Source organism: Almyronema sp. (genome assembly GCF_052168255.1).
Classification (GTDB): domain Bacteria; phylum Cyanobacteriota; class Cyanobacteriia; order Phormidesmidales; family Phormidesmidaceae; genus Sphaerothrix; species Sphaerothrix epifaneia.
The window spans coordinates 38,543-60,773 of the sequence record NZ_JBQLZL010000043.1; the positions used below are offsets into that span (position 1 = coordinate 38,543).

16 protein-coding genes are annotated in these 22,231 nt (G+C 46.6%); 11 read left to right on the plus strand and 5 right to left on the minus strand.

What is annotated here, in order from left to right:
* Window positions 1-227: 227 nt before the first annotated feature.
* Together ACTS3T_RS10680 and ACTS3T_RS10685 are read right to left on the minus strand one after the other, a co-directional pair.
* Complete coding sequence (locus ACTS3T_RS10680) at window positions 228-854, minus strand: class I SAM-dependent methyltransferase (protein WP_377967065.1); 627 nt, start codon at window positions 852-854, stop codon at window positions 228-230.
* Window positions 855-871: 17 nt separating this feature from the next.
* Complete coding sequence (locus ACTS3T_RS10685; RefSeq protein WP_377967067.1) at window positions 872-2,143, minus strand: GTP cyclohydrolase II; 1,272 nt, start codon at window positions 2,141-2,143, stop codon at window positions 872-874.
* 245 nt (window positions 2,144-2,388) lie between these two features.
* Between ACTS3T_RS10685 and ACTS3T_RS10690 the strand changes: the two genes are divergently transcribed.
* The 3 genes from ACTS3T_RS10690 to arsN2 all read left to right on the plus strand — a co-directional run bounded on the left by ACTS3T_RS10690 (window position 2,389) and on the right by arsN2 (window position 5,817).
* Window positions 2,389-3,798 carry an NCS2 family permease gene (locus ACTS3T_RS10690; RefSeq protein WP_377967069.1) on the plus strand — a complete coding sequence of 470 codons (1,410 nt, stop codon included), beginning with the start codon at window positions 2,389-2,391 and terminating at the stop codon, window positions 3,796-3,798.
* Between the two features lie 104 nt (window positions 3,799-3,902).
* Window positions 3,903-5,015: an L-dopachrome tautomerase-related protein gene (locus tag ACTS3T_RS10695; RefSeq protein WP_377967071.1), complete on the plus strand. Its 1,113-nt coding sequence runs from the start codon at window positions 3,903-3,905 to the stop codon at window positions 5,013-5,015.
* A 352-nt stretch (window positions 5,016-5,367) separates the two neighbouring features.
* Window positions 5,368-5,817, plus strand: a complete 450-nt coding sequence (gene arsN2, locus ACTS3T_RS10700; RefSeq protein ID WP_377967074.1) for an arsenic resistance N-acetyltransferase ArsN2 — start codon at window positions 5,368-5,370, stop codon at window positions 5,815-5,817.
* A 55-nt stretch (window positions 5,818-5,872) separates the two neighbouring features.
* Here arsN2 and ACTS3T_RS10705 read toward each other — a convergent pair whose 3' ends face one another.
* Both ACTS3T_RS10705 and ACTS3T_RS10710 read right to left on the minus strand, forming a co-directional pair.
* Window positions 5,873-7,075, minus strand: a complete 1,203-nt coding sequence (locus tag ACTS3T_RS10705) for an NYN domain-containing protein (protein WP_377967076.1) — start codon at window positions 7,073-7,075, stop codon at window positions 5,873-5,875.
* 82 nt (window positions 7,076-7,157) lie between these two features.
* Window positions 7,158-9,725, minus strand: coding sequence for a GH116 family glycosyl hydrolase (locus ACTS3T_RS10710; RefSeq protein ID WP_377967078.1), 2,568 nt, complete (start codon window positions 9,723-9,725; stop codon window positions 7,158-7,160).
* A gap of 796 nt (window positions 9,726-10,521) precedes the next feature.
* Here ACTS3T_RS10710 and ACTS3T_RS10715 point away from each other — a divergent pair.
* The 6 genes from ACTS3T_RS10715 (at window position 10,522) to ACTS3T_RS10740 (ending at window position 17,164) form a co-directional block, all read left to right on the plus strand.
* Window positions 10,522-11,871 (plus strand): flippase, encoded by a 1,350-nt coding sequence (locus tag ACTS3T_RS10715; RefSeq protein WP_377967080.1) that lies wholly within the window; start codon window positions 10,522-10,524, stop codon window positions 11,869-11,871.
* A gap of 33 nt (window positions 11,872-11,904) precedes the next feature.
* Window positions 11,905-12,999 carry a nitroreductase family protein gene (locus ACTS3T_RS10720; RefSeq protein ID WP_377967082.1) on the plus strand — a complete coding sequence of 365 codons (1,095 nt, stop codon included), beginning with the start codon at window positions 11,905-11,907 and terminating at the stop codon, window positions 12,997-12,999.
* A complete protein-coding gene (locus ACTS3T_RS10725) occupies window positions 13,000-14,175 on the plus strand; it encodes a polysaccharide pyruvyl transferase family protein (RefSeq protein ID WP_377967084.1) in 1,176 nt (391 codons plus the stop codon).
* Window positions 14,176-14,198: 23 nt separating this feature from the next.
* Window positions 14,199-15,161, plus strand: a complete 963-nt coding sequence (locus ACTS3T_RS10730) for a glycosyltransferase family 2 protein (protein WP_377967086.1) — start codon at window positions 14,199-14,201, stop codon at window positions 15,159-15,161.
* A gap of 54 nt (window positions 15,162-15,215) precedes the next feature.
* Entirely contained in the window at window positions 15,216-15,890 is a 675-nt protein-coding gene (locus ACTS3T_RS10735; RefSeq protein WP_377967088.1) for a class I SAM-dependent methyltransferase, read from the plus strand.
* A gap of 95 nt (window positions 15,891-15,985) precedes the next feature.
* Window positions 15,986-17,164, plus strand: a complete 1,179-nt coding sequence (locus ACTS3T_RS10740) for a glycosyltransferase (protein ID WP_377967090.1) — start codon at window positions 15,986-15,988, stop codon at window positions 17,162-17,164.
* A gap of 45 nt (window positions 17,165-17,209) precedes the next feature.
* Here the strand turns inward: ACTS3T_RS10740 and ACTS3T_RS10745 are convergent, their stop codons facing one another.
* On the minus strand, window positions 17,210-18,016 hold the full coding sequence (locus ACTS3T_RS10745; RefSeq protein ID WP_377967092.1) for a WecB/TagA/CpsF family glycosyltransferase: 807 nt from the start codon (window positions 18,014-18,016) through the stop codon (window positions 17,210-17,212).
* A gap of 142 nt (window positions 18,017-18,158) precedes the next feature.
* On the opposite strand from ACTS3T_RS10745, the gene ACTS3T_RS10750 reads away from it, so the two are divergent.
* Complete coding sequence (locus ACTS3T_RS10750) at window positions 18,159-19,604, plus strand: sugar transferase (RefSeq protein ID WP_377967094.1); 1,446 nt, start codon at window positions 18,159-18,161, stop codon at window positions 19,602-19,604.
* Between the two features lie 5 nt (window positions 19,605-19,609).
* Window positions 19,610-22,228 carry an O-antigen ligase family protein gene (locus ACTS3T_RS10755; protein ID WP_462934937.1) on the plus strand — a complete coding sequence of 873 codons (2,619 nt, stop codon included), beginning with the start codon at window positions 19,610-19,612 and terminating at the stop codon, window positions 22,226-22,228.
* The last annotated feature ends 3 nt before the right edge of the window (window positions 22,229-22,231 follow it).

Below are 22,231 nucleotides of genomic sequence, written 5' to 3' on the forward strand. Positions count from 1 at the left end.
TTTTCACAACCTTCTAACCCGCATAAACGCTATTGAACTGGTTTTGGAAGCTGAAACGCCAGCTTATAAAGTCCGCGGCGCAAATAATTTGGCTTTTTGCATCAGCCGCCGCAAAGTCTGCGTCAACATCATAATCACTGCTGATTCTTAAATTTTGGGCATCAATTAAGTTGCGCTGAAACTCAAACGGTTGCCAGCAAGCGATCGCCTTTAGCTAGACCAGTTACCTACACTTTTTGAGCCTGAATCACTTGCAAACTGCCGCCCGCATAGAGTTTTGGTTCAGGCGTTTGAAAGCCTACCTGCTGTAACTGGGCTGGCAGGTCAGACTGCAGCAACTCCCAGGCAGTTTCGGTTTCAAATAGCCAGAGAAAGAGTGCTAGCCCCGGCCACATAACAGGGTTGGTAGGGCGGTGAAAGTCGATCAGGGCAAACACACCGCCCGGTTTTAGCACCCGGTAGACTTCTTGAAAAATCTGTTGCCGCTGTTTTGGCTGCATCTCATGCATCGCCACACTGGTATGCACCCAGTCAAAGTAGCTCTCAGCAAACGGCATTTCTTCTGCCCACGCCTCTACGTAGTCGGCTTCAGGCACATTGTTTTTGGCTCGTTCTAGCGATCGCGGCGAAGCATCTAACCCCGTAACATGGTTAGATAGGCTTACTAAAAACTGGGTGGTTTGGCCGCTGCCACAGCACAAGTCTAGTACCCGGCTTTCTGGCTGTATGGCTAAGCCTTGCAGTGCCAGGTGACGAAACCGCTTTTCGCCACCAACGCTGAGGGCGGCTGCGCCAGAGATAGCATCATAAAGCCACTGATAGCGGTAACTGAGCGGTCTAAGAAAGGTTGCCATTTGTCTGTTTAGGATTGCTAAATTAAGTCGCGCCCCTGGATGCGGGCTAACGCTTCTGCCGTTAGAGCGCCAGCGCTGCCGCTAAAATATCCCGCCGCTTTTTTAGCTTCAATTTCTACCTTAGCGTCAGCCGGAACCAGTTCGTCAGGAATGGGCACCCGCTCAACAATTTCAATACCCGCATGGGTGATGGCGTTGTATTTCATATCGCTCATGGAGACAAAGCGATCAATGCGGCTGATGCCTAACCAATGCAGCACATCTGGCATCAGTTCTTGAAAACGAACGTCTTGCACCCCGGCTACGCATTCTGTTCGGGTGAAATAGGCATCAGCGCGATCGCCCCCGGCCTGCCGTTTACGGGCGTTGTATACCAAAAACTTGGTCACTTCCCCCAAGGCTCGGCCTTCTTTACGGAAGTAAACAATCACCCCTGCTCCACCCGCTTGAGCCGTTTGAATACACGCTTCAATGCCGTGAACCAAATAAGGCCGACAGGTGCAAATATCGGAGCCAAAAACATCGGAGCCGTTGCATTCGTCATGGACGCGAACAGCTAAGGGGCGATCGGGGTGGGTGATGGCATTGAGATCGCCCAGCATATAAACAGTAATGCCACCAATAGGTGGCAAAAAGACCTGAATATCAGGCCGCGTCACCAGTTCGGGAAACATTCCCCCTGTTTGCTCAAACAAGGCATAGCGCAAATCGGCTTCGGTAATGCCTAAGCGCTGGGCTACCCCCGGTAAATACCAAACTGGCTCAATCGCGGCTTTGGTGACGACTAAATCTCCCCCCGGCTTCATGATTTTGCCGTCTTCGGCAATGCGTCCTTTCTGCACTGCTTCTTGCAATTCGGGCATTTGAATGTGTGCTTGCGTGACGGCAATGGTGGGGCGAATGTCGTAGCCCTGCTGAATTAAGGGCTGATAAACCTCCCCGACTAAGGCTCCAAACGGATCAAGCGAGACGATTTTGTCAGCACCGACCCAACTAGGATGAGGGCCGATGGAGGTAACGGGTGAAGTATCGGTTAGGTCAGGACGGTGATCGGCCTGCAGCGAACCACTGGCAACGGCAAGCGCTCGATAGATAGCATAAGCGCCAGAATGAGTACCAATGACGTTGCGATGTTCAGGGTCGCTGAGGCTGGCGACAATGGGGCCGCGTTTGAGCGGGTCTGTAGCTCCCCACTCAATCGGTAATGCTTGAGAACCAAAGCGGCTGGGATGAGAGGTCAAAATAATGTGGCGCGATCGCCCGTTTCCCTTAGCGGTTTGCTCCGTCATAGATGCCTTCATTAAGTCATAACGACTGGAAAATAAGATCTTAGGCAATTCTGGTACGCTTTGTTGTCTTCTAGAAGGCGAATAGTGGGTTAAGGGGTTTCGGCAGCGGATTGGCGGTGTCGATTAATCAAGCGCTGCGACAACAAGCTGGCTCCAACGGCGGACTGCTTTTTCTGACCGTTTTGAACACAATTGCTGATTCAAAATCCGTATTATGATGGCCTGCAAAATGACTGTTTGCCATCATGACTCAGAACTCTACCCCTCCCGAAACTTTGCCTCCGCAACAAAAGCCAGGGGCGATCGCCCAATTTTTCAACTTTGAAGCCCTACAAACTAACTTCAGAACTGAAACCGTTGCTGGCATCACCACGTTCATCACAATGGCCTACATTCTGGTGGTGAATCCGGGGATTCTCTCTAGCGCTATCTTTTTGAGTGAAAGCGGCGATTTGTTTCCGCAACTGGTAGTGGCTACGGCTCTTTCCGGCGCGATCGCCACCCTGATTATGGGATTGCTAGCCAACTATCCAATCGCCTTGGCACCGGGTATGGGGCTGAATGCTTTTTTTGCTTTTTCAGTGGTGCTGGGTTTAGGCATTGACTGGCGAGTAGCGCTAGCGGCGGTTTTGGTAGAAGGCATTATCTTTATCATCCTTACCCTCAGCAATCTGCGCAGCGCCATCATCACCGCCATACCCGAATGCCTCAAGCGGGCGACTGCTGTAGGAATTGGCTTTTTTATTGCTTACATTGCCCTGGCAGGCGATCCGGCTACGGGCGGGGCAGGCATCATTGTGGCCAATGAAGCGACTAAAACAGCCCTGGGAAATTTGGCTCAGCCAGAAACTTTGATGGCGCTTGTTGGCTTGATAATTACCTCAGCTTTTGTGGCTCGCCGAATTAAGGGAGCCTTGCTTTGGGGAATTTTGGCAACAGCGCTACTGGGCTGGATTGTTGGCGTTACCCCTTGGCCGAGCGGCATTGTTGATATTCCGGTTTGGCCCGGTGATTTGATCGGGCAAGCCGTAGGAGGCTTGAGCCAAATTGGTACTAACTGGGGCAACTTTATCGCTATTTTGTTTGTTTTTCTGTTTGTTGATTTGTTTGACACCATTGGCACCCTTTCGGGTGTTGGTATTCAAGCAGGCTTTATTAACGAGCAGGGAGAATTGCCACGAGCCAATCAGGCGTTGCTAGCCGACGCGGTTGGCACCACGGCAGGGGCACTGCTCGGCACCTCAACTGTGACCAGCTACATTGAGTCGGCGGCGGGGGTTTCTGAAGGGGGGCGCTCTGGATTTACAGCAGTAGTGGTAGCGGGCTTGTTTGTGCTGTCGATTTTCTTTATTCCGCTGCTGACCGCCATTCCGGCCTATGCTACGGCGGCGGCTTTGGTAGTTGTAGGGGTGCTGATGGCAGGCAATGTCACTGGCATTAACTGGAGCGATCCGGCAGAGTCAATTCCTTGCTTTTTGACGATTTTGCTGATGCCGCTGACGTTTTCGATCGCAGAAGGTCTGGCTGTAGGTTTTATCGCCTATCCGCTGGTCAAAGCCTTTCAGGGGAAAACCCATGAGGTGGGGGTTGCGGTTTGGATTTTGGCGGCTGTGTTTGTGCTGCGGTTTGTGCTGATGGGGTTGGGGATTGCGTAGGGAAAGGGGGGATGGGGAGATAGGGGGATGGGGGGATGGGGAGATGGGGAGATAGGGGGGGAGATCGGCTTAGAATAGGGGCGTCTGTTTAGGAAGCTGCTATTATGATGCGCCGAAGTTTAGCGATCGCCTTCTTTGCTGCCTTTGCCCCTATGGGTATTTCTTCAGCTTTAGCTCAGGAGTCGGTTTCAGCGCCAGCGGGTATAGAAATTGTGGCAGAATTTTCGGCGGCGCATCCTCCCGGCAATATTGCGGTAACGCCGGATGGACGGCTGATTATGAGTCAGCACCAGTTTTATGGCACTGAGTATAAGGTGGTGGAAGTGTTGCCAGATGGCTCGGTGCGTCCGTTTCCTAACGCGGTGTGGTCATCGGCACCGGATGCTAATGGCATTGGCTTAAATGACGTTTTAGGGGTTCGCGCCGATGGTAACGGCATTGTTTGGATGTTGGACAATCCTGGCGAAAGTGGCAGTGGGCGCTTGGTGGGTTGGGATACGCGCACAGACAGCTTACACCGGGTAATTTATCTGGCGGCTCCGGTGATTCCTGAAAATACGTTTTTGAATGACTTTGCTGTTGATCTCTATCACGATGCCATTTATATCGCGGATACAGCGGCAGGCGATCGCGCGGCACTGATCGTCGTTGACCTGAATACAGGCTATGCCCGTCGGGTATTGCAAGGTCATGCTTCGATGCAAGCTGAAGACATCGACATCGTTGTGGATGGCAATCTGGTCACTATGGGGGGGGAGCCTGCTCGCATCGGCGTTGATTCGATTACCCTCGATCCTGGTAATGAGTGGGTCTACTATGGGCCCCTGTCTGGGCGATCGCTCTACCGCATTCGAACGACAGATTTGCTCAATACTGACCTCTCTCCCCAGCAGCTAGCGGCCCGAATTGAGCGCTTTGGCGATAAGCCTATCAGCGACGGCATTACGATTGATGCAGGTGGAAATGTGTACGTCACCGATATTACGGCCAATGCAATCGGCGTAGTGCGGCCTACTGGATCCTATGAAATCCTTTATCAAGACGATGAGCAGCTTAACTGGACAGATGGTTTCGGCTTTGGCCCCAACAATTACATCTATGTCACCGTGAACGAACTGCACCGCTCCCCCGCTCTCAACGGCGGCGAAAATGCCTCAACTCCGCCTTACTATCTGATGCGCTTTCCCTCGCTAGAAGCAGGTGTTGTTGGTCGGTAAACCAGTATTTGAGGCGGCAGCAGCGATTAATAGATCGCAAAATGGATGGGACAAATTATCTGAAGCTGTAGCCTTGCAGAGCTTTACCCAATAGCAATTGCTAAAATGAAAACAAATCCTCATTGAGTTAAAGCAAATTACAAAACCATTGTTTGGTGGCTCATCAAGCTTCAAAGACTCTAGTAAATTTGAACGTATTTACGCGATTTTGGCCTACGAAGCATCAAGCTTTGACCCAGTTCCAGTTTCAATAAAGATGCTATAGCAATAGCCATCAAAGTTCAGACACGTCAATTGCTGAAAACTGCTACCAGAAAAACCTTTCCTTCTGCTTTTAGTGATCGTTTCTTGAATGGCTGACATTAAACCAGCGCATCCGGTTGATGAGGCTAGCATTAAACAGTTGCTAAGCGAGGCGGCGCTGCCTCATACAGACCTAAAGCCCCATCACTTATCACATTTTATTGTGGCCAAGTCACATATTGAGCAGCATGTGATTGGCGTCGTTGGGGTGGAATGTTATGGTCAGGTTGGGCTACTGCGATCGCTAGCTATTTCCCAACCCCATCGTCGGCAAAATTTAGGTAAGCGGCTAGTTGAAAAAATTGAAGCTTACGCCCAGCAGCAAGGTGTTAAAACTCTGTATTTGCTGACCACCACCGCCGCCGATTATTTTCGTCAGCTCGGTTATCACAACTGCGATCGCCAGCAAGTGCCCCCAGCCATTGCAGAAACAACAGAGTTTCGTCATTTTTGCCCCGACTCAGCCGCTTGTTTGGTTAAAGCTTTAGACGATCGCTGATCTACCGTCAAGCGCTAGAACCTGCTAGGGTCTAGCGCAAACTGATTGGCTGGCTTTACTCCTGAATATCTTTAATGAGTCCTTTCAACTGTTTTTCTGTATAGCTTTCTGTTAGAAGCGGCGACAGCAACTCAAAACTAAAGCGAACGTTGTTAGATTGACAAATCTTAAAAAGTCTAAAAACTAAGAAAACATCAATATTTTTAGCCATAGCTTGCAAGGAAGCGGGCAATAAAACCTTAAAAACAGGTTCATCACTTGGATTTTTGTTGATTTGAACCACACATTTTCCTTTATAGAGAATGTAGATGGCTGCTCTAATTTCGCCGCGCGTGTGACTATCGCCAAAACTTTCTACAAGGTATTCAAATTCTTGGCTGCGGGTAAATCCCTCCGGAAATTGCTGCTGTAAATTGGTCAAAATTGTCCACAAAAACAGTGAACTACAAGAGCGCCAACCGCTTTTGCGTAGCAGGCGTTTGTATAAATCAGTCGAAGGTTCTACAACGGTTTCTGCTGAAAAATTGTTTTCTAAAGCAATTTCCGTTTCGTTTTGAACCTCCAAAGCTTTGGCATGCCAAACTTGCTTGACTTTGTAGACAGTAACGGTTTCTGGCGCACTTTCCAAAAACTTCATAAAGCCACTGAAGCCGAGAGTGCGTTCATCAAAGGAAGAGTCAATCTCTAGCATGGCATTTTTCAGCACTGACAAATTAGTGCCATCCGGAAATCTTGCCAGCACTCGTTCTAACAAATCTAGGGCGTCTTCGCGAAGTTGCGATTCGCTAGAAGCGTCGGGAAAAATGTGAGAACGGTTTTTTTCGTCGATGTAGATGAAGCGGTTACAGGATTTTTTGACGGCTTCGCTCAGCGCTGAGCGGGGGCCAACGCCTACTACAGATTTGCCTAGTTCTCTCAATCGTCTGAAAAGAGGTGAAAAATCAGAATCGCCTGTCGCCAGCACAAACCATTCTAAATCTGGAATCCGTGCTAAATATTCCATCACATCGACAACAATTTGAATGTCGGCGGAGTTCTTACCTTTAACGGAATGGTAAACATGGACAAACTCAAACCCTAGCAGACTGAGTTCTGCCTGCCGCACGCTGACGCTAGAGCGGCTAAAGTCGCCATAGGCTCTGCGGACGACGACACGCCCTAACTCGCTAGAGCGCTCCAAAAGCGCCTCGCCGCCATCTGCCTTTAGCCAGCCTGATAGATTTTCAACGTCTAGAAAAACGGCAACTTTTTCTGACATTTAGCACCAGAGAACGTGTCTGGGTTCAGTTGAATTTTAGCCTGACTTCGGCGATCGCCATAGAGGTAAAACAGCAGGCCGTCTAATCAGACTCAGCTTGAGGCATGAAACAGCCGCTCAGAATGCCGTAAACCCCCCAAATGGCCATCGGTCGCAAATAGTGACAGGCGCGGAAGGTGCCAACCGTGGTTATAGCTTCTGGGGTACGAAACTGCAGACCCTGTTCGTAGATTTGACGCACGATGGCTTCGGTAATTTCTAAGGCTCGGTCTGTCATTCCCATTTGAGCCAGGAAGGCGGCTAAGCCGAAGTTGATGCCCGTCCAAACTTCGAGCTGGTGAGTGCCGTCGGGATCTTCTGGCGAACCATCGGGCAGTACACCGTTGGCGGCTCCTATTTTGATGCCTAAACGAGCCGCACTAAAGTTACCGATTTGCGCCCCGGCAAATTTTTGGTTTTGAGGAGTCGCTTGTTTGGCTGCATATTGATTAAAACGAACGAAGCAAGCAGTGTAGATTGCCTCTAACGTGGGTGGAATAAACTCGGCTGAAACAATATCAGGCAGCCCTAGCAACCGCGCAAAGAACTGCCCGCAAAGCTGATCTGCCATGACCACTTCAGAACCACTTTCAGAATCGAGGCGATAGTGCTGGCCATTCCAAAGTTTTTGATGATAGACCGATCGCCCTTGGGTTAACCAACGTCGATATTGGGCTAGCAAAATCGGCAGATTGCCAGCGTCTCGGTGATGAGTGCTTAAATGTTCGCCAATGGCGATCGCCGCTTCAAGGGCAGCTAACCACAACCCGCCGCAATAGGCACTGACGCCTTTGAGCTGCCAGTCATCAAAGGTTTGATCGGGGGCACCGCCATTTTCAGGCAGGCCGTCACCATCGGTATCAAATTGCTTCAGGTATTTGAGCGTTTCAGCGATCGCGGGCCAACAGTCAACCAAAAAATCAGTATCAGATGCGCCAGACAGCTTAAAGGCGCGGTACACCTGCAAAACAAAATCGCTGGAAAGGTCTTTCCACTGGTTGCAGTCCTGATAGCTGGTGTAGTTCGTGGCGACAAAAGGATGCTCGTTGGGCGCACCTAAATCATGCGGAGTCGCGCCTTTTACTTTACGCTTTGCCAGAGGACTTTCAACGCCGAGGGTATAGTAATAGCCGACGATGCGCGGCGTTTCATCTGCCGTGGGAATGGCGCGGGCAAAGGCACGCACAATCGCTTTTTCCAATTCTGGCCACAGCATGAGAACCCCGAAGCCGCCATACAGGCGTACATCCAGGCTTTCATACCAGCGATAGTCGAAGCACTCTAGCACCGCAAATTGCCCCACCGGGTCGGCTGCCGTAGCGGCTGTCCAGAGGGTGCCACCACTGGCAAGGTCGTACAGTTCGTTCAAGAGAGCCATCTTGAACCAGTTAGGGAGATTTGCCTGCTCTAGAATAGGTTGCTGCCAGTCTATAATCTGTTGCTGCCAGGTCTTGTAGTGCTGGAGGGCGCTCTGGGCGATCGCCCAGGCATTTTGCCCCGATTGACCCCAAAAATCGGTATAGCGTCGGTAGGCAGAAATCCCAGCGGCAAACGCCGTCACAGGCAAATCCCAGACCAGCACAAAGGGGATTTGGCAAGTTTCTCCGGGCGGTAGGGTGAAGCGAACTGCGATCGCGCAACCAATTTGTTCTCCCTCAGCAGCGGCGGTTTCATCTTGGCAAGCTGCTAAAGCCCCTGATTGCTCAAAAGTTGACCACAAATCACTACCGTCTGCGGCTGGGTTCCAGCGGCTATGGACAAAAACTTCGCGCTCAGGGTGGGGCAACGTAGCGATCGCCCACTGCCCGTCACCTTCAGCGGGTAACGCTGCCTCAGCCTGGGTAGACCCAGCTCCGGCCATTAAGCAACCCACGCTATCTGCCCGCTGCACTGAGCGATTAAAATTTCCCGTACTTTGGCCAATCCGGGGAACATAGTCATAAAAAGGGCTGCCGTCATCTCGTTGCTGCACCTGCGGCGATGGGTTGGCATTAGTAAACCAACCCACCATATTCTGCCAACTCAGCAAAATACTCAGCGTCAGCGGCTGATCGGTGGGGTTGTGTGCTGTCCATTCAAATAGCGCCACTGGGTAACTGGCTTCTTGATAGTTGCCTGCCCAGATGGGCGAAAACTGTTCGCAGGTCAACTGAGCCTGCAAAACATTTTCATAAGTAAACCAGCTACGTGGATACAGGGCATGATAAGCGCCTGTTGGTTGCGTAGTGGGGGTGGGGCTATCTACCTGAGTCGCTTTAGGAGCAGCTTCTTGTGGATACCACTGCCAAGCTGACAGTTCTGACTGGGGTGCTTCGGTACAGAGGGCATAAGCTTGTCTAGCCCCGGCTGCTGTCTGCTCAAAAACGCTAAACTGACAGGCTGCAAACGTTTGAAAAACATGCTCACCGCCATCCAAATGCCAGAGGTTAAAGTCACCTCGCGGCGATCGCCCAATGCAACCAGCTCCTAGCCCTCCCAAAGGGACACCGTGCCAAGGCCCGTCGTCTAAATTGCTGGCATAGCGAACGACGTAGTGAGTGGGCCAGCCTTGACCTAAGGGACGGCTCCAGGCACAAGGCGGAATTTGAGGAAACACAGTAGAATTTGTCATCCCCTGATTTTACAAAGGGATGGTGGGTTTAAATCAGATGTTGGGCAGCGAGAAAGAAGGCTGCTAAGCGAAACAAACTAAGACCGATAAAGCTAATCAAAATCAGACTAATTGCCACGTTTAACAAGGTACGGACAGATTGCATAGCTTTCTCAGGGATAACAGGCTGCCTTTTTACTCTAAGCTAACAGCCACCCTGAGAGCGGTGGCTTACTTTTTAGCTTTAATCAATTCAGCTTGCCAGTATTGCTGTTCTGCCTTTTGACCCTCTGCTTTTGGCGATCGCTTTAGCTCCTCAGGTTGCGACACTTAGCCTGCTGAAAGCCGCTAGCAGAAAAGCTTTCCGTCCGGCCTTTTGCCTTTAACTATAATTCTCAGTCAATTGTCTGCACCCTTAATCTCTAATCTAGAGCATCCATACTCGGCTCTACGTGAGTGTCAACCGTAACGACTGATCGTTCTTCAAAACTTCATGGGCAGTATAGAGAGGTGGTTCAATCTAGTTTCTAAACCTCACCCAGCATGGAGAATGCCTCCCCTCCAGACATTATTATCGAAGCAGGGCACACTGAAGCCCCGTATTGGCGAGATCTGTTATATGACAGACTCTTCTGTCTTCTAAACAAACGCAATACTTTAGGGCTACGTGCTGGTAAAGGAATTATCAAGTCGCATCACAAAAATTCCTTATGAAATAGCCTGTCCTTCTACACCTGCTGTTTGGCAACACACGCTATGTATTGGCTCAAGCCAAATATCGTTTAACCAATCATTTATCTTTGGATTGGGTTAGGGCATGTTTATTCAAAGAATCACCAATTTATTCTCTTCAATCAGTCTTTATTTAGAAAAAAGCTCTGAAAGAAAAAAGATTCTCAAAAATTTAACTTGGTTACTGTCAGAACGGGGTCTAAAAGTTATAGCGGAACTGGGAGTTGGCACCTGGATGGCTAGATATCTAGGCCCCCAGAACTTTGGTGTTTATAACTATTCTCTAGCCATAATTAGTTTGTTCAGTGCTTTTACCAATTTAGGTTTGAGTGGAATTGTTGTTAGAGACTTAGTTCGCAACCAGCAAAGAGAGTTAGAGATTTTAGGCAGCACTTTATTTTTGAAAATAGTGGCTGGCTTGATTGGAACTTTAGCAATCCTGATTTTTGCTAGTGTAGCTAATTTTCAAACTGTCGTAGTCAAGCTTGCCTTGAGCATACTTTCTCTAAGCCTTACTTTCCAAGCATTTGACACCATTGATCTTTATTTTCAATCTAAAATTCGCTCTAAATATACAGTCATTATTAAAGTAATCATTATTGCCGTTAGTAGCATTGTTAAAATAGCTTTAATCGCTTTGAATGCCTCGGTATTAGCCTTTGCAGCAATTGCATCAGGAGAGTTTGCTTTCACAGCCTTAGGATTAGCTCTTATTTATCAAGCCAATGAAAAACAGTTATTTCAGTGGAAATTCAATCTTAAAACGGCGAAATCGCTTTTGAGCCAATCATGGCCGCTCATTATTTCTCAAATGGGTGTAGTGATTTACTTCAAAGTAGATCAAATTATGATTCAAAACTTTTTAAACTTAGAAAGTGTAGGTATTTACTCAGCAGCAGTTCGCTTATCAGAGTCGTGTTATTTCCTTCCCGGACTAGTTATGGCTTCGCTTTTTCCCTCTATTTTACAAAGCAAACATATCAGTGAATCAGCCTATATCCAAAACTTTCAAAAAAGCTACAACTTGATGGCCGCTATTGCATATGCAATTATCATACTAGGTATCTTTTCTTCAAACATTCTTGTTTCACTCCTTTATGGGGAAGATTATCAAGAAGCTGGGCTAATACTCTCAATTCACTTAACATCTAGTTTGTTTATCTTTTTAGGTGCCGTTTTAAGTAAGTGGCTTATCAGTGAAGAGTTAATATTCTTTTCTTTGACAAGGCATGGAGCTGGAGCTTGCATGAATTTGCTGTTAAATTTATTTTTCATTCCTGCCTACGGAATTTTAGGTGCAGCCATAGCCACTGTTCTGTCTTATGGTGTAGCAACCTATGGCGCTTGTTTTCTAGATTCTAGAACGCGAATTGCTGGAACGATGATGACTCAAGCAATTTTTATGCCACTTTATTGGCTAAAGAAAAATCAATAAAGGCAGAAACTCTAGAAGATTAGTTAGGCAATTATGCTAAAAAAAGTTATTAAAAATAGTGTTCCCGACGAACTTTTATACTTTGCCAAAAGCGCCACCAAAAAGATCAATATTTTTTGGTTAAAAATTTTTACGCAAAACAGAGCTTTAAGTTCACTTTTTTTTCTTTCAGAGAAAGCTTTTATCAGAGAGAAAAACGCTGTTTTAAAAGGGCGTCTAAACTATCTGCTGGGTGATCAGAATCATTTGCTTAACCGTAGCTTGCTCAGAAGAAATGTTCATCGGCTAGAAAAAGGCTTACTTATGAAGCCTCGCAAGTCCATTTTTGCGACTGCGTATATTTGTGAAACAGTAACAGCATTCAAAAACAATCTTGAATGCTCATCTCAAATAGAAGAGCGAAAAAGCGAACTAAAATGGGCTTATGATGTTTTGACAGATTATTTTTCTGTTGTTGAATCACAACCACAGATTGATAAAAGCAAAGAAATATTTAGAAGCTTAAAACCAAAAGCAGAAAATATTTTGAAAAGCAGCCTAGAAACTAAAGAACGAGCGGTTCCATATTTAAGAAACTTAAACACACCCGCATCAGTTAGCTATGAAGACTTTTTAAGCCTCACCATAAGACGTCGATCTGTGCGCTGGTACTTACCTCGTTCAGTTCCTAGAGATTTAATAGACAAAGCCCTCATCGCAGCTAGTTTCTCTCCCAGTGCCTGTAATCGGCAACCCTTTAAGTTTCGAATTTTTGATCAAGCTGAGTATGTTTCTCAAGTAGCTTCGTTACCCGTTGGCACGAATGGATTCAGCCAAAATTTTCCAGCAATTGTTGTCATTGTTGGTCAACTTCGGCATTTTCTGAGCAGTCGCGATCGCCATGTCATTTATATTGACGCCTCTTTAGCGGCAATGAGTTTTATGCTAGCCCTAGAAACGTTAGGGCTAAGCTCATGTCCCATTAACTGGCCAGATGTAGAGTCTCGCGAAAAAAAAATGGAAAAACTATTAAACTTAGAAGAGGATGAACGGGTAATCATGCTAATTGCAGTTGGCTATCCTGATCCTAATGGTATGGTTGCTTTTTCGCAGAAGAAAAGTTTGCAAGATCTTAGGACTTATAACTAAATGTTTATTGAAGTTAGAGGAGTTAATTTTTTCAATAAAGGGGCTGAGCTAATGCTTCGAGCAATAGTTCAGCAGTATAGTGCTTATGATTCTAATGCCAAGTTTGCGATTGGTTTTCGAATAGGAACGTATAGGCAGCGAACAACACTTGGTTTGTACCATCTTGCCCGCACCAACTCACTCAACTTCAAATTGGCTGATCTTATTATTAATATTTTATTAAAACTATTACCTAAACAAATACGCAGAGCCTTACACATCGTTTTGGCAGATGAAATAGACGTTATCTTAGATGCTTCGGGTTTGGCCTATAGCGATCAAATTTATCGAGCTGATGACTATGCTCAACTTACTTCTCGGCTTTCCAATGAATGGAGAAAAAAAGGAAAGACTTTTATATTAATGCCTCAAGCTTTTGGCCCTCTTCAAAACAAAAAACTAAGAGTGGCTTTGTCCAATATTGTTAAAAATGCTGACTTAGTCTATCCAAGAGATCGTATTTCCTATACTTGCTTGCAAGATTTAGTCAATGACAGCACTAAGATTAAAGTTTCTCCAGACTTTACAAATCTGATCTCCGGAGAAATTCTGCCTGAGTTCGAGTTAAGTTCTAACCAAGTTTGTATTATTCCAAACTATCGGATGCTTGATAGAACAGATGCTGCTGTCAAAGCAATTTATCCACTTTTTTTAACTAAGTGTATAAATCATTTGATCGACGCTGGCTTAAAACCGTTTATTTTAATCCATGAGTCTAAAAAAGATATTGAGCTATATCTTCAAATAAAAAATGATTTGAAAGCATCTATACCTGTTATACAAGAAAGTAATGCTCTTTATATCAAAGGAATGATAGGTAGCTGCTATGCCGTTATTAGCTCTCGCTTTCACGGGTTAGTTAATTCTTTATCTCAAAAAGTTCCTAGTATAGCAACAGGCTGGAACCATAAGTACTTAGCTTTGTTAGAAGACTACGATTGCCAGGAGTGTTTGATCGAAGTAACAGATTCATCAGCTTTAATCTTAGAAAAATTAAACCTGGTTATAAACGCAGAAAGTCGTTCTCTGATCATACAAAAGCTGAACAAAGCTTGTCATGTTCAATTGCAACAAACAAATCAAATGTGGCAAGAGATCCATCAAACAATTCGTTCAAAAAGCAAAAATGATTTTTAGATTTGAAACGAAAAGACAAATCTATGAAAACAAAGCCTTTAGTAAGCGTAGTGATTCCTACCTGTAATCGACCTCAACTGGTGATTAGAGCAGTAAAGTCTGCCCTGTCACAAACGCTTAAAGAGATCGAAGTAATGACTATCATAGATGGTGAAGACGAAGCAACTACTCTAAGCCTAAAAAAATTAAGTGAAGAGTTATCAGACGAACGTCTTACCGTCTTACATCTTTCTAGCAATGCTGGCGCGCCTACCGCTAGAAATTACGGGGTTAAGCACGCGCAGGCTGACTGGGTTGCTTTTCTTGACGATGATGACGAATGGCTGCCTGAAAAATTAGAAAAACAGCTCAAACTTGCCAGAAGTCTAGAAAACCCTTGTTCAATTATTACGTGTCGATATATTACTCGAACTCCCACATCGTCTTATTTAACCCCTAGAAGATTGCCCTATGCAGGTGAGCACATTAGCGAATATTTGTTTGCCAGAAATAGCTTGCTTCGAGGAGAAGGTAGCATAGCGACATCTATGCTTTTTGTACCTCGAAACCTGATGTTAAAGTATCCTTTTAAAACTGATTTAAGACGACATCAAGAAGCAGATTGGCTACTCAAAGTTTTAGCCAAAAGCTATGCCAAGCTTAATTTTTTAGATGAACCTCTCGGAATTTTAAATGTTTCCTATCGGCTTGAAAGAGTAAGTACGACTGGAGATTGGCGCTATTCTTTAGAGTGGATTAAAAAAAACTACTCCTTGATTACACCAAGGGCTTATTCCGGTTTTGTAACATCTGCCGTTGCTGCTTTAGCTGCTAAAGAGGGCGACTGGCGGGCAATCCAGGTAATTGGAAGAGAAGCTTTTTCGCTAGGGCAACCAACCTTTGTTCAGCTTGTTATATTTTTCATGCTTTGGGCATTTCCAGCGAAAGTTAGGTATCGCTTGCGCGATTTGTTATTAGGTAAATGGTTTAGGGCAAAGCAAGTTTAGCTAAATAAACAGTATTAACCGACCAGCTCTTTGTTAACTTTAGTGTAAATACCTATGGGAATTGGTAAAGCGATACAAGGCCAAAAAACGTTTCCTCGTGACAAGTTTATTTTGGAGCATTGCTCAAAAAAATCAGTATTACATGTTGGCTGCACAGATTATCCCTTTTTTATTGAAAACTCAAAAAGCGAATATTTTCTACACAAAAAAGTGGTCGATGTTAGCGAAAAAACTGTCGGCATCGACATTTCACAAGCTGAAATTGACACAATGAAAACACTGGGCTACGAGGTTTATCAAGTTGATGCTCAGAAAATGTCTGAATTTTTTCAAAATAATTTGTTTGACGTTGTTTTGTTAGCAGATGTCATCGAGCATATTCCTAATCCAGGTTTAGTTTTTCAAGAATCTGTTAAACTCCTGAAAAAAGATGGAAAAATCATCGTAACCGTTCCAAACGCTTTTGGCATAATTCGATTTCTGAAAACTTTTTTTAGATATGAACAAGTACATCCAGACCATATTTCTTATTACAGTTCAGGAACTTTAGAAACTTTAGCTAAAAGGTTTGATCTGAAGATTGTCGAAATGTCTTGGTATCAATTTGAAGTTCGCGACAAAAGATGGATTGTTTATTTAAGCGCTTTTTTGGAAAGAATTGCGACTGTTTGTTTTCCTTGGCAAGCAGAGGGATGTTTGGCAGTCATGAAACAAGATAGTCAAGGATAGGAATAAGGTTACAAGCTCAGGTGAATGCAACAAGTTCATTGAAAATTAAGTTCGTTTTTGAGTGAGAAATTTATTGTTTAAATATTTTTTGCTTTATGAAAATATTAGCCATTCACAATCGCTATCAGATCCGTGGTGGCGAAGATGAATCTTTTGATTTGGAAACTTCATTGTTGGAAAAAAATGGTCATCAAGTAATTAGATATATCAAAGACAATAAAATCATTGATGAATTGCCTTTATGGCAAGTTGGTTTGAGAACAATTTGGAGCAGATCTGACTATAGAAGCATTCGAGGCTTGATTCAAAAAGAGAGAGTTGATCTTGCTCATATTCAAAATCATTTTCCTTTAGTTTCTCCATCAGCCTATTATGCGGCTAAGCACGAAGGAATTCCAGTTGTTCAATCACTTAGAAACTATCGTTTATACTGTTTAAATTCTTATTTATTTAGGGAACAAAAGGTTTGCGAAGATTGCTTAGGAAAAAGCATTCCTTTGCCTGGAGTGGTTCACAAATGCTACCGGAATAGTCGTTTGGGTTCTACAGTAGTTACGGCCTCAATTTCGACACACCGTTTGCTGAAAACCTATCAAACTCAAGTTGACGCTTTTATCGTTCTGACCGAATTTGCAAAGCAAAAGTATATCCATAATGGTATTCCTGCTGAAAAAGTTTTTATAAAGCCGAATTTTGTTGATCCTGATCCGAAAGCTGGAAGAGGGGATGGCGGTTTCGTTTTATTTGTTGGTAGGCTATCTGCTGAAAAGGGCATTTCTGTTTTGTTACGTGCCTGGGAGGTTTTAGGCAAGCGTACTCAACTTAAGATTGTGGGCGAAGGGCCTTTACAGTCTGATGTTGAAGCGGCGGCTGTCAATACTGCCGGAATTCAGTATTTGGGACGGCAATCTTTAGCTGATGTCTACGATTTGATCGGACAAGCAACAGCTTTGATCTTCCCATCTCTCTGGTATGAAGGTATGCCGCGAGTAATTATCGAAGCGTTTGCTAAAGGAACTCCTGTCATTGCTTCTTATTTAGGCGCAATGGTGACGATGATTGAACATCAGAAAACGGGGTTACATTTTCAAGTAGGTAATTCAGATGCTTTGATAGAGCAGGTTTTCTGGATGCTGGATCATCCTCAAGCTTGGTCAGAAATGCGGCAAGCTGCTCGGAGCAACTATGAACTTAATTACACAGCTGAGCAAAATTACCAAATGCTGATGCAAATTTATCAGCGGGTTTTGGGTTCGGTTAGTCGCGTTCCTTAAAGACTTTAAACTTTACCTAGAAGTACGAAGCAGCTTAAAAAGTGCTTATCCGTAGCGTATTTCCTGCTGAGGATGGGTTTCATCCGGCTGAACCAGACGATACAAGCCCAAAAACTGTAGCAGTAATAACCCTAAATAGAGCGGATTGAGCAACAAATAACGCTGCCACAGCCGACTGGGTTCTTGAATCAGACGGAACAGCCACTCTAAGCCTCGCTTTTGCATCCAGCTAGGAGCTTGAGGCAAAAGCCCAGCGTGAAAGTCAAAAGCCGCACCAATTGCCAGAATTGGCATAGACAGGCGATCGCGATATTCATAAGCCCAAACTTCTTGACGCGGACAGCCCAGCCCCACAAAGACGATTTTGGCTCCACTGGTTTGTATGGTAGCGGCAATGTCTGCCATCTCTGCCGCCGAAATACGGCGAAAGCGCGAAGGTTGGCTTCCCGCTATTGCTAGGCCGGGAAAGCGAGTTCGCAAATTTTGCATGAGAGCATCCAGCACATCCGAACGACTACCGTAGAAGTAAACCGGGATACTAGCCTGGGCAGCGCGATCGCATACCTGCAGCATTAAATTAGGCCCATAGACGCGATCGCTGAGTTGCGTTCGGTAAAGCCAGTTCAACGCCCAGCGGACAGGCTGCCCATCGGGAACAACTAGATCCAGATGGTTCAAGCGATAGCTCTGCTCTGGATCTAAAACTCCTGTCATCACGCCATGCACTGCCAGTGCCGAGACGGTTAGCGGCCGATCTTGTCGAGCTGCTTCTATGATCTGAGCTACCGCCGCCTCGTAGTCAATTGCGTTGACTTGAATGCCTAGGACGCTATGTTTACCCTGATCAATCATGCTTGTAATAATTTGAACCGGAGTGAAGGCTTAGCTTGCCATCTGCGGAACACTGAATTTACACATCTCTAACTTAAGCTAAGTTTTTGCAAAGCTACCCCCGTTAACGCTTGTGGACTGTAATCATCTTGCCTCCTTTCAGATGACCAAACAGCAACGTCCTCTCCTCCCAGAGCCTATTTTAGATATTCGCACGCCTCGACAGATCAGGTTGAGCCATATCTTGTCTTGGCGCTGGCAGCGGGTGTTAGTGCTGTTGCTGGGAGATATCTTGGCCTTTGCCGTAGCTTGGCAAGTAGCCCGCTACCTTAATCAATTCTATTCGCCCATTCCTTCTGAGCTAGTTTGGTGGGTTTGGCTAGGATTGCCCAGTCTTTTCTGGATTTTTGTGGCGGCCACATTACTCTTATTTGCCCAGAGTGGCCTATATGGTAGTTCTACGCAAGTTAGTAATTATCTCCGCGCTGGCAAATTGGTTAGCATTGTTTATCTCATGTCGCTAGCGCTGGGATACTTTTACGATCCAAAGCTCGATCCGCCGCGATCGCTCTTTTTAGCTGCTTGGGCCAGTAGTGTAGTCTTGATTATTCTTTTGCGGCTCATCCTCACAGCAGTTTTGCGGCGAGTGGAGCTAACCCATACCCAATCTGCAGTTTTCATTATTGCTCCGGCGCATCGGCTGAAAAAATTATCTGATGCCCTCAAGCGGCGATCGCACTATCAAGTCGTCGGGGCAGCGCTGTCTTCCATGGCTCACACGCACGCGACGCACCAAGCCATCCTGGCGTCTAAAGCCCAAGAAGTCTTGATTGAAGATTTACCCAACGTTGAGCTTGCTTCTAGCTTGTACTGGCAACTGAAGCGAGCCGGAATTGCCCTTAAACTCATTCCCTCTAGCCGCGAAATGCTCTATCGGCGCGGGGTGCCTGAGGTATTTGCTGGGTTGCCAACGCTACGGTTAGAAGCACCTCTAATCGATGGGTTAGACTATCACATCAAGCGCACTATAGATTTTTTGGGTGCTAGCTTGGGTTTATTGTTGCTGTCTCCTGTGTTTTTGGCAGTCGCGATCGCCATCAAACTTAGCTCACCTGGCCCAGTTTTCTTTTGTCAAGAGCGCATGGGGTTACACGGCAAAGTCTTTCAGGTTTGGAAGTTTCGCACCATGACTGCCAATGCCGCTGCTTTGCAAAGAGCACTAGAAAGTCAAAACGAAAATAAAGATGGCATTTTGTTTAAAATCAAGAACGATCCACGCGTCACCTCAGTAGGCCGATTTTTGCGACGCACCAGTCTAGATGAGTTGCCCCAACTCTTCAACGTTCTACTGGGGCAAATGAGTTTAGTTGGGCCACGTCCGTTACCGTTGAGAGATATTGCTCAGTTCAACCCCTGGCATCATATTCGGCATCAGGTGTTGCCCGGTATTACTGGGCTATGGCAAGTCTCTGGGCGATCAGATATTGAGTGTTTTGACGATGCCGCTCGCTTAGACTTGCACTACATCGACAACTGGTCACTCAACCTTGATCTCGAAATTTTGATTGAAACTGTTCGGATCGTAATTTTTGGCAAGGGAGCCTACTAACGTCCATGATGGCCTACTGGCATAAGGTACGACCTGCACTCAGTCATTTTTTGCTCAGAGATTTTTCTGAGCCTATTCAGGCAGAAACCTCGCCTCGCTGGCGCGGCCAAGCACTGGGCTGGTTTTGCTTAGCCGCTTTAATCTTTTTTACCTGGTTGCCAGCTAGCTACTTTCGTATGGTGGGCTGGCCCTGGATTTTGATTTGGCAGTTGGGCTTTTTGGCGATGGGCATCTGGGTAATTTGGATGCTGCGACAGTTTGCTATTCCCTTTCGACCGCTGGGCTATGGCCTAGACTGGCTAGTGGGTCTAACCGCTTTGGGGCTTGTCCTGTCAGCGAGTCTGAGCGACTTCCCCACAGTAGCCGCTTGGAACATCGCGCTGGTTTTGGGCTATGGCCTTTTGTTGTATGGCTGGGTAAATTACATTGCCGAATCTACCCCCAAGCGATATCTGCTGTGGGGCGGACTGGCCTTGACCAGCATCATCACCAGCTTAATCAGCCTATTTCGCTGGCAGCCGAGCGCTAGCATGTGGCAAACAGGGGACTTTAGTGCAGCTATTCGCAACGCAGCACCGTTCGGCCATCACAATTTTGTCGGCGGTTATTTTGTTTTAGTCTTGCCACTGGTGACCACCTTCGCCTTGGCTCAAAGGGGCTGGCGTCGCTGGGTAGGGCTGTTGGCCGCTTTAATTGTTCTTTGTGCGCTCTATGTAAGTGGCTCACGGGGAGCCTATTTAGGGTTTTTAGTCTGGGCGATCGCGGCCATGGGGGTAACTCTTTGGCGCAGTCGTGGCCCCCAGCGCCAAAGATGGATTGTGGCTAGTTTGGTAGGGCTGATAGTGATCGTAGCTGGCATCGGCAGCAATCCTCGCATTCGCGATCTGATCGGTGGGATTCACATCAACGCCAGCAATTCGTCTAACCAGGTCATTACGGTAGCTGACGGCCCGACTCAAGATCGCTACTTTATGCTGCAAACAGCCCGCAATATCTGGCGCGATCGCCCCTTATTGGGCGTTGGCCCCGGTAATATGGCTCGTGTTTCTAATCTATACCGCCCGATCGAAACTGGAACTGGTCTGGATCATGTGCAGCAATTGCACAATACTCCAGTACAGCTTGCTGGCGAACTGGGCTTAGTGGGTCTTAGCCTCTACGTCGGCTGGCTGGTCGCGTTGGGGGGGCTATGGCTCAGATTAGTTAGTAAAAATTTAGAACCACGCGATCGCCTGCTGCTCTATGGCGTTGGCGGTAGTTTTCTCGCCTATGGCATTTCCAGCCTGACCGACTATCAGCTAGAAAATATCGGTATTGCCGCAACCCTTGTCATCAACGTCGTTTTGCTAGCGAGCTTAGCCAGTTCCTACCTACAGCCGCTCAAGCAAATATCCCGTCGCCTCCGCCGAATTGTGAGTCTGGGCAGTCTAGCTGGGTTGGCTGTAGCTTTTCGCTTATGGGCCCCGATGGATGTAGCGCTTGCCCTTAGCAATTTAGGCGTCCAAGAAGCCAGTGCTGCTGACTTTGTAGAAGCTAATTATCGCTGGACAATGGCAGCCAATCTCGTTCCTTGGGATCCTACCTATGGAGCCTTAGCAGGCCAGCAGCTCTTACCGTTGCAAGATCTCGTAGAAGATCCTACTGACCAAGAGACGCTTCAAGCCGCTACCCTAGACCATTTTCAAGCCGCTTTTGAAGCTGCCCCCTACGATGTCTGGTTCAATCAAAATCTTGCTGTTCTGCACTTTCAACAAGGTGATTTAGATGCTGCCGAATACTACCTGTCCCGCACAGCGCAACTGCTACCGCGCAACAAAAACTACACCTACTATCTGCTAGGGCAAGTCTATCTGGCTCAAGGCAAACTTGATCAAGCAGTCTCCGCTTTTGCTCTAGAAGGATTGACTAATCCTCAGTCGCTCACCTTCGCCAACTGGGAGGCCGCGCCGCTTGCTAGCATCCGACCAGCCGTCTTAGAAAAATTTTCAGCCTGGAGTTTAGCGCTTTTAGGGCAAGTCTCTCCTGAAGCATCAGGCTATCAGCCTTTCTATGAAAACGCCGCTTTGGTTCACTGGTGGTTTGGCCTTCCTTTTGCGCCGCCCAGTCCTCAACCCCATCTGCGCCCTTTGCTACAAGCCCTGCTTGAGATCGACCAGCAACCGCAACAGTCGTTGCAAATTCTCAACCAGGCAATTGCAGACAATCCTGAAGCTTCAGAGCTAGCCCTTCTGAGAGCTTGGCTGCAGCCAGATACTTATTTTGATGCCTATCTCGATCAGGTACAAACGCCTGAAGTCGAGAGAGCGGCTGCAAAAAGGCATGTCTATCAATATCGAGATATTCGCCAATGGCTTGCTTCTTTACCCAGTGAAGCCACAAAACACAGCCGCTTTCAGCTAGCAATGGCCTATCGTAATCAGTCAGCCCAAAAAATTAAAACGATGTTGGGGTCTGAGAGCATTATTGACCATGCATTGGTCGATTTGCTGAGCTTGTTTAGTCTCTATCCCCGCGAGTTTCCGGCGCTAGATCGCTTTTTGGAATCTCGGCGATCTGCAGAACTCAGCTTACCGCACCCGACTCAAAACCACTTCCAAATTACCAGACCCCTCTCTAGGCAATAGCTG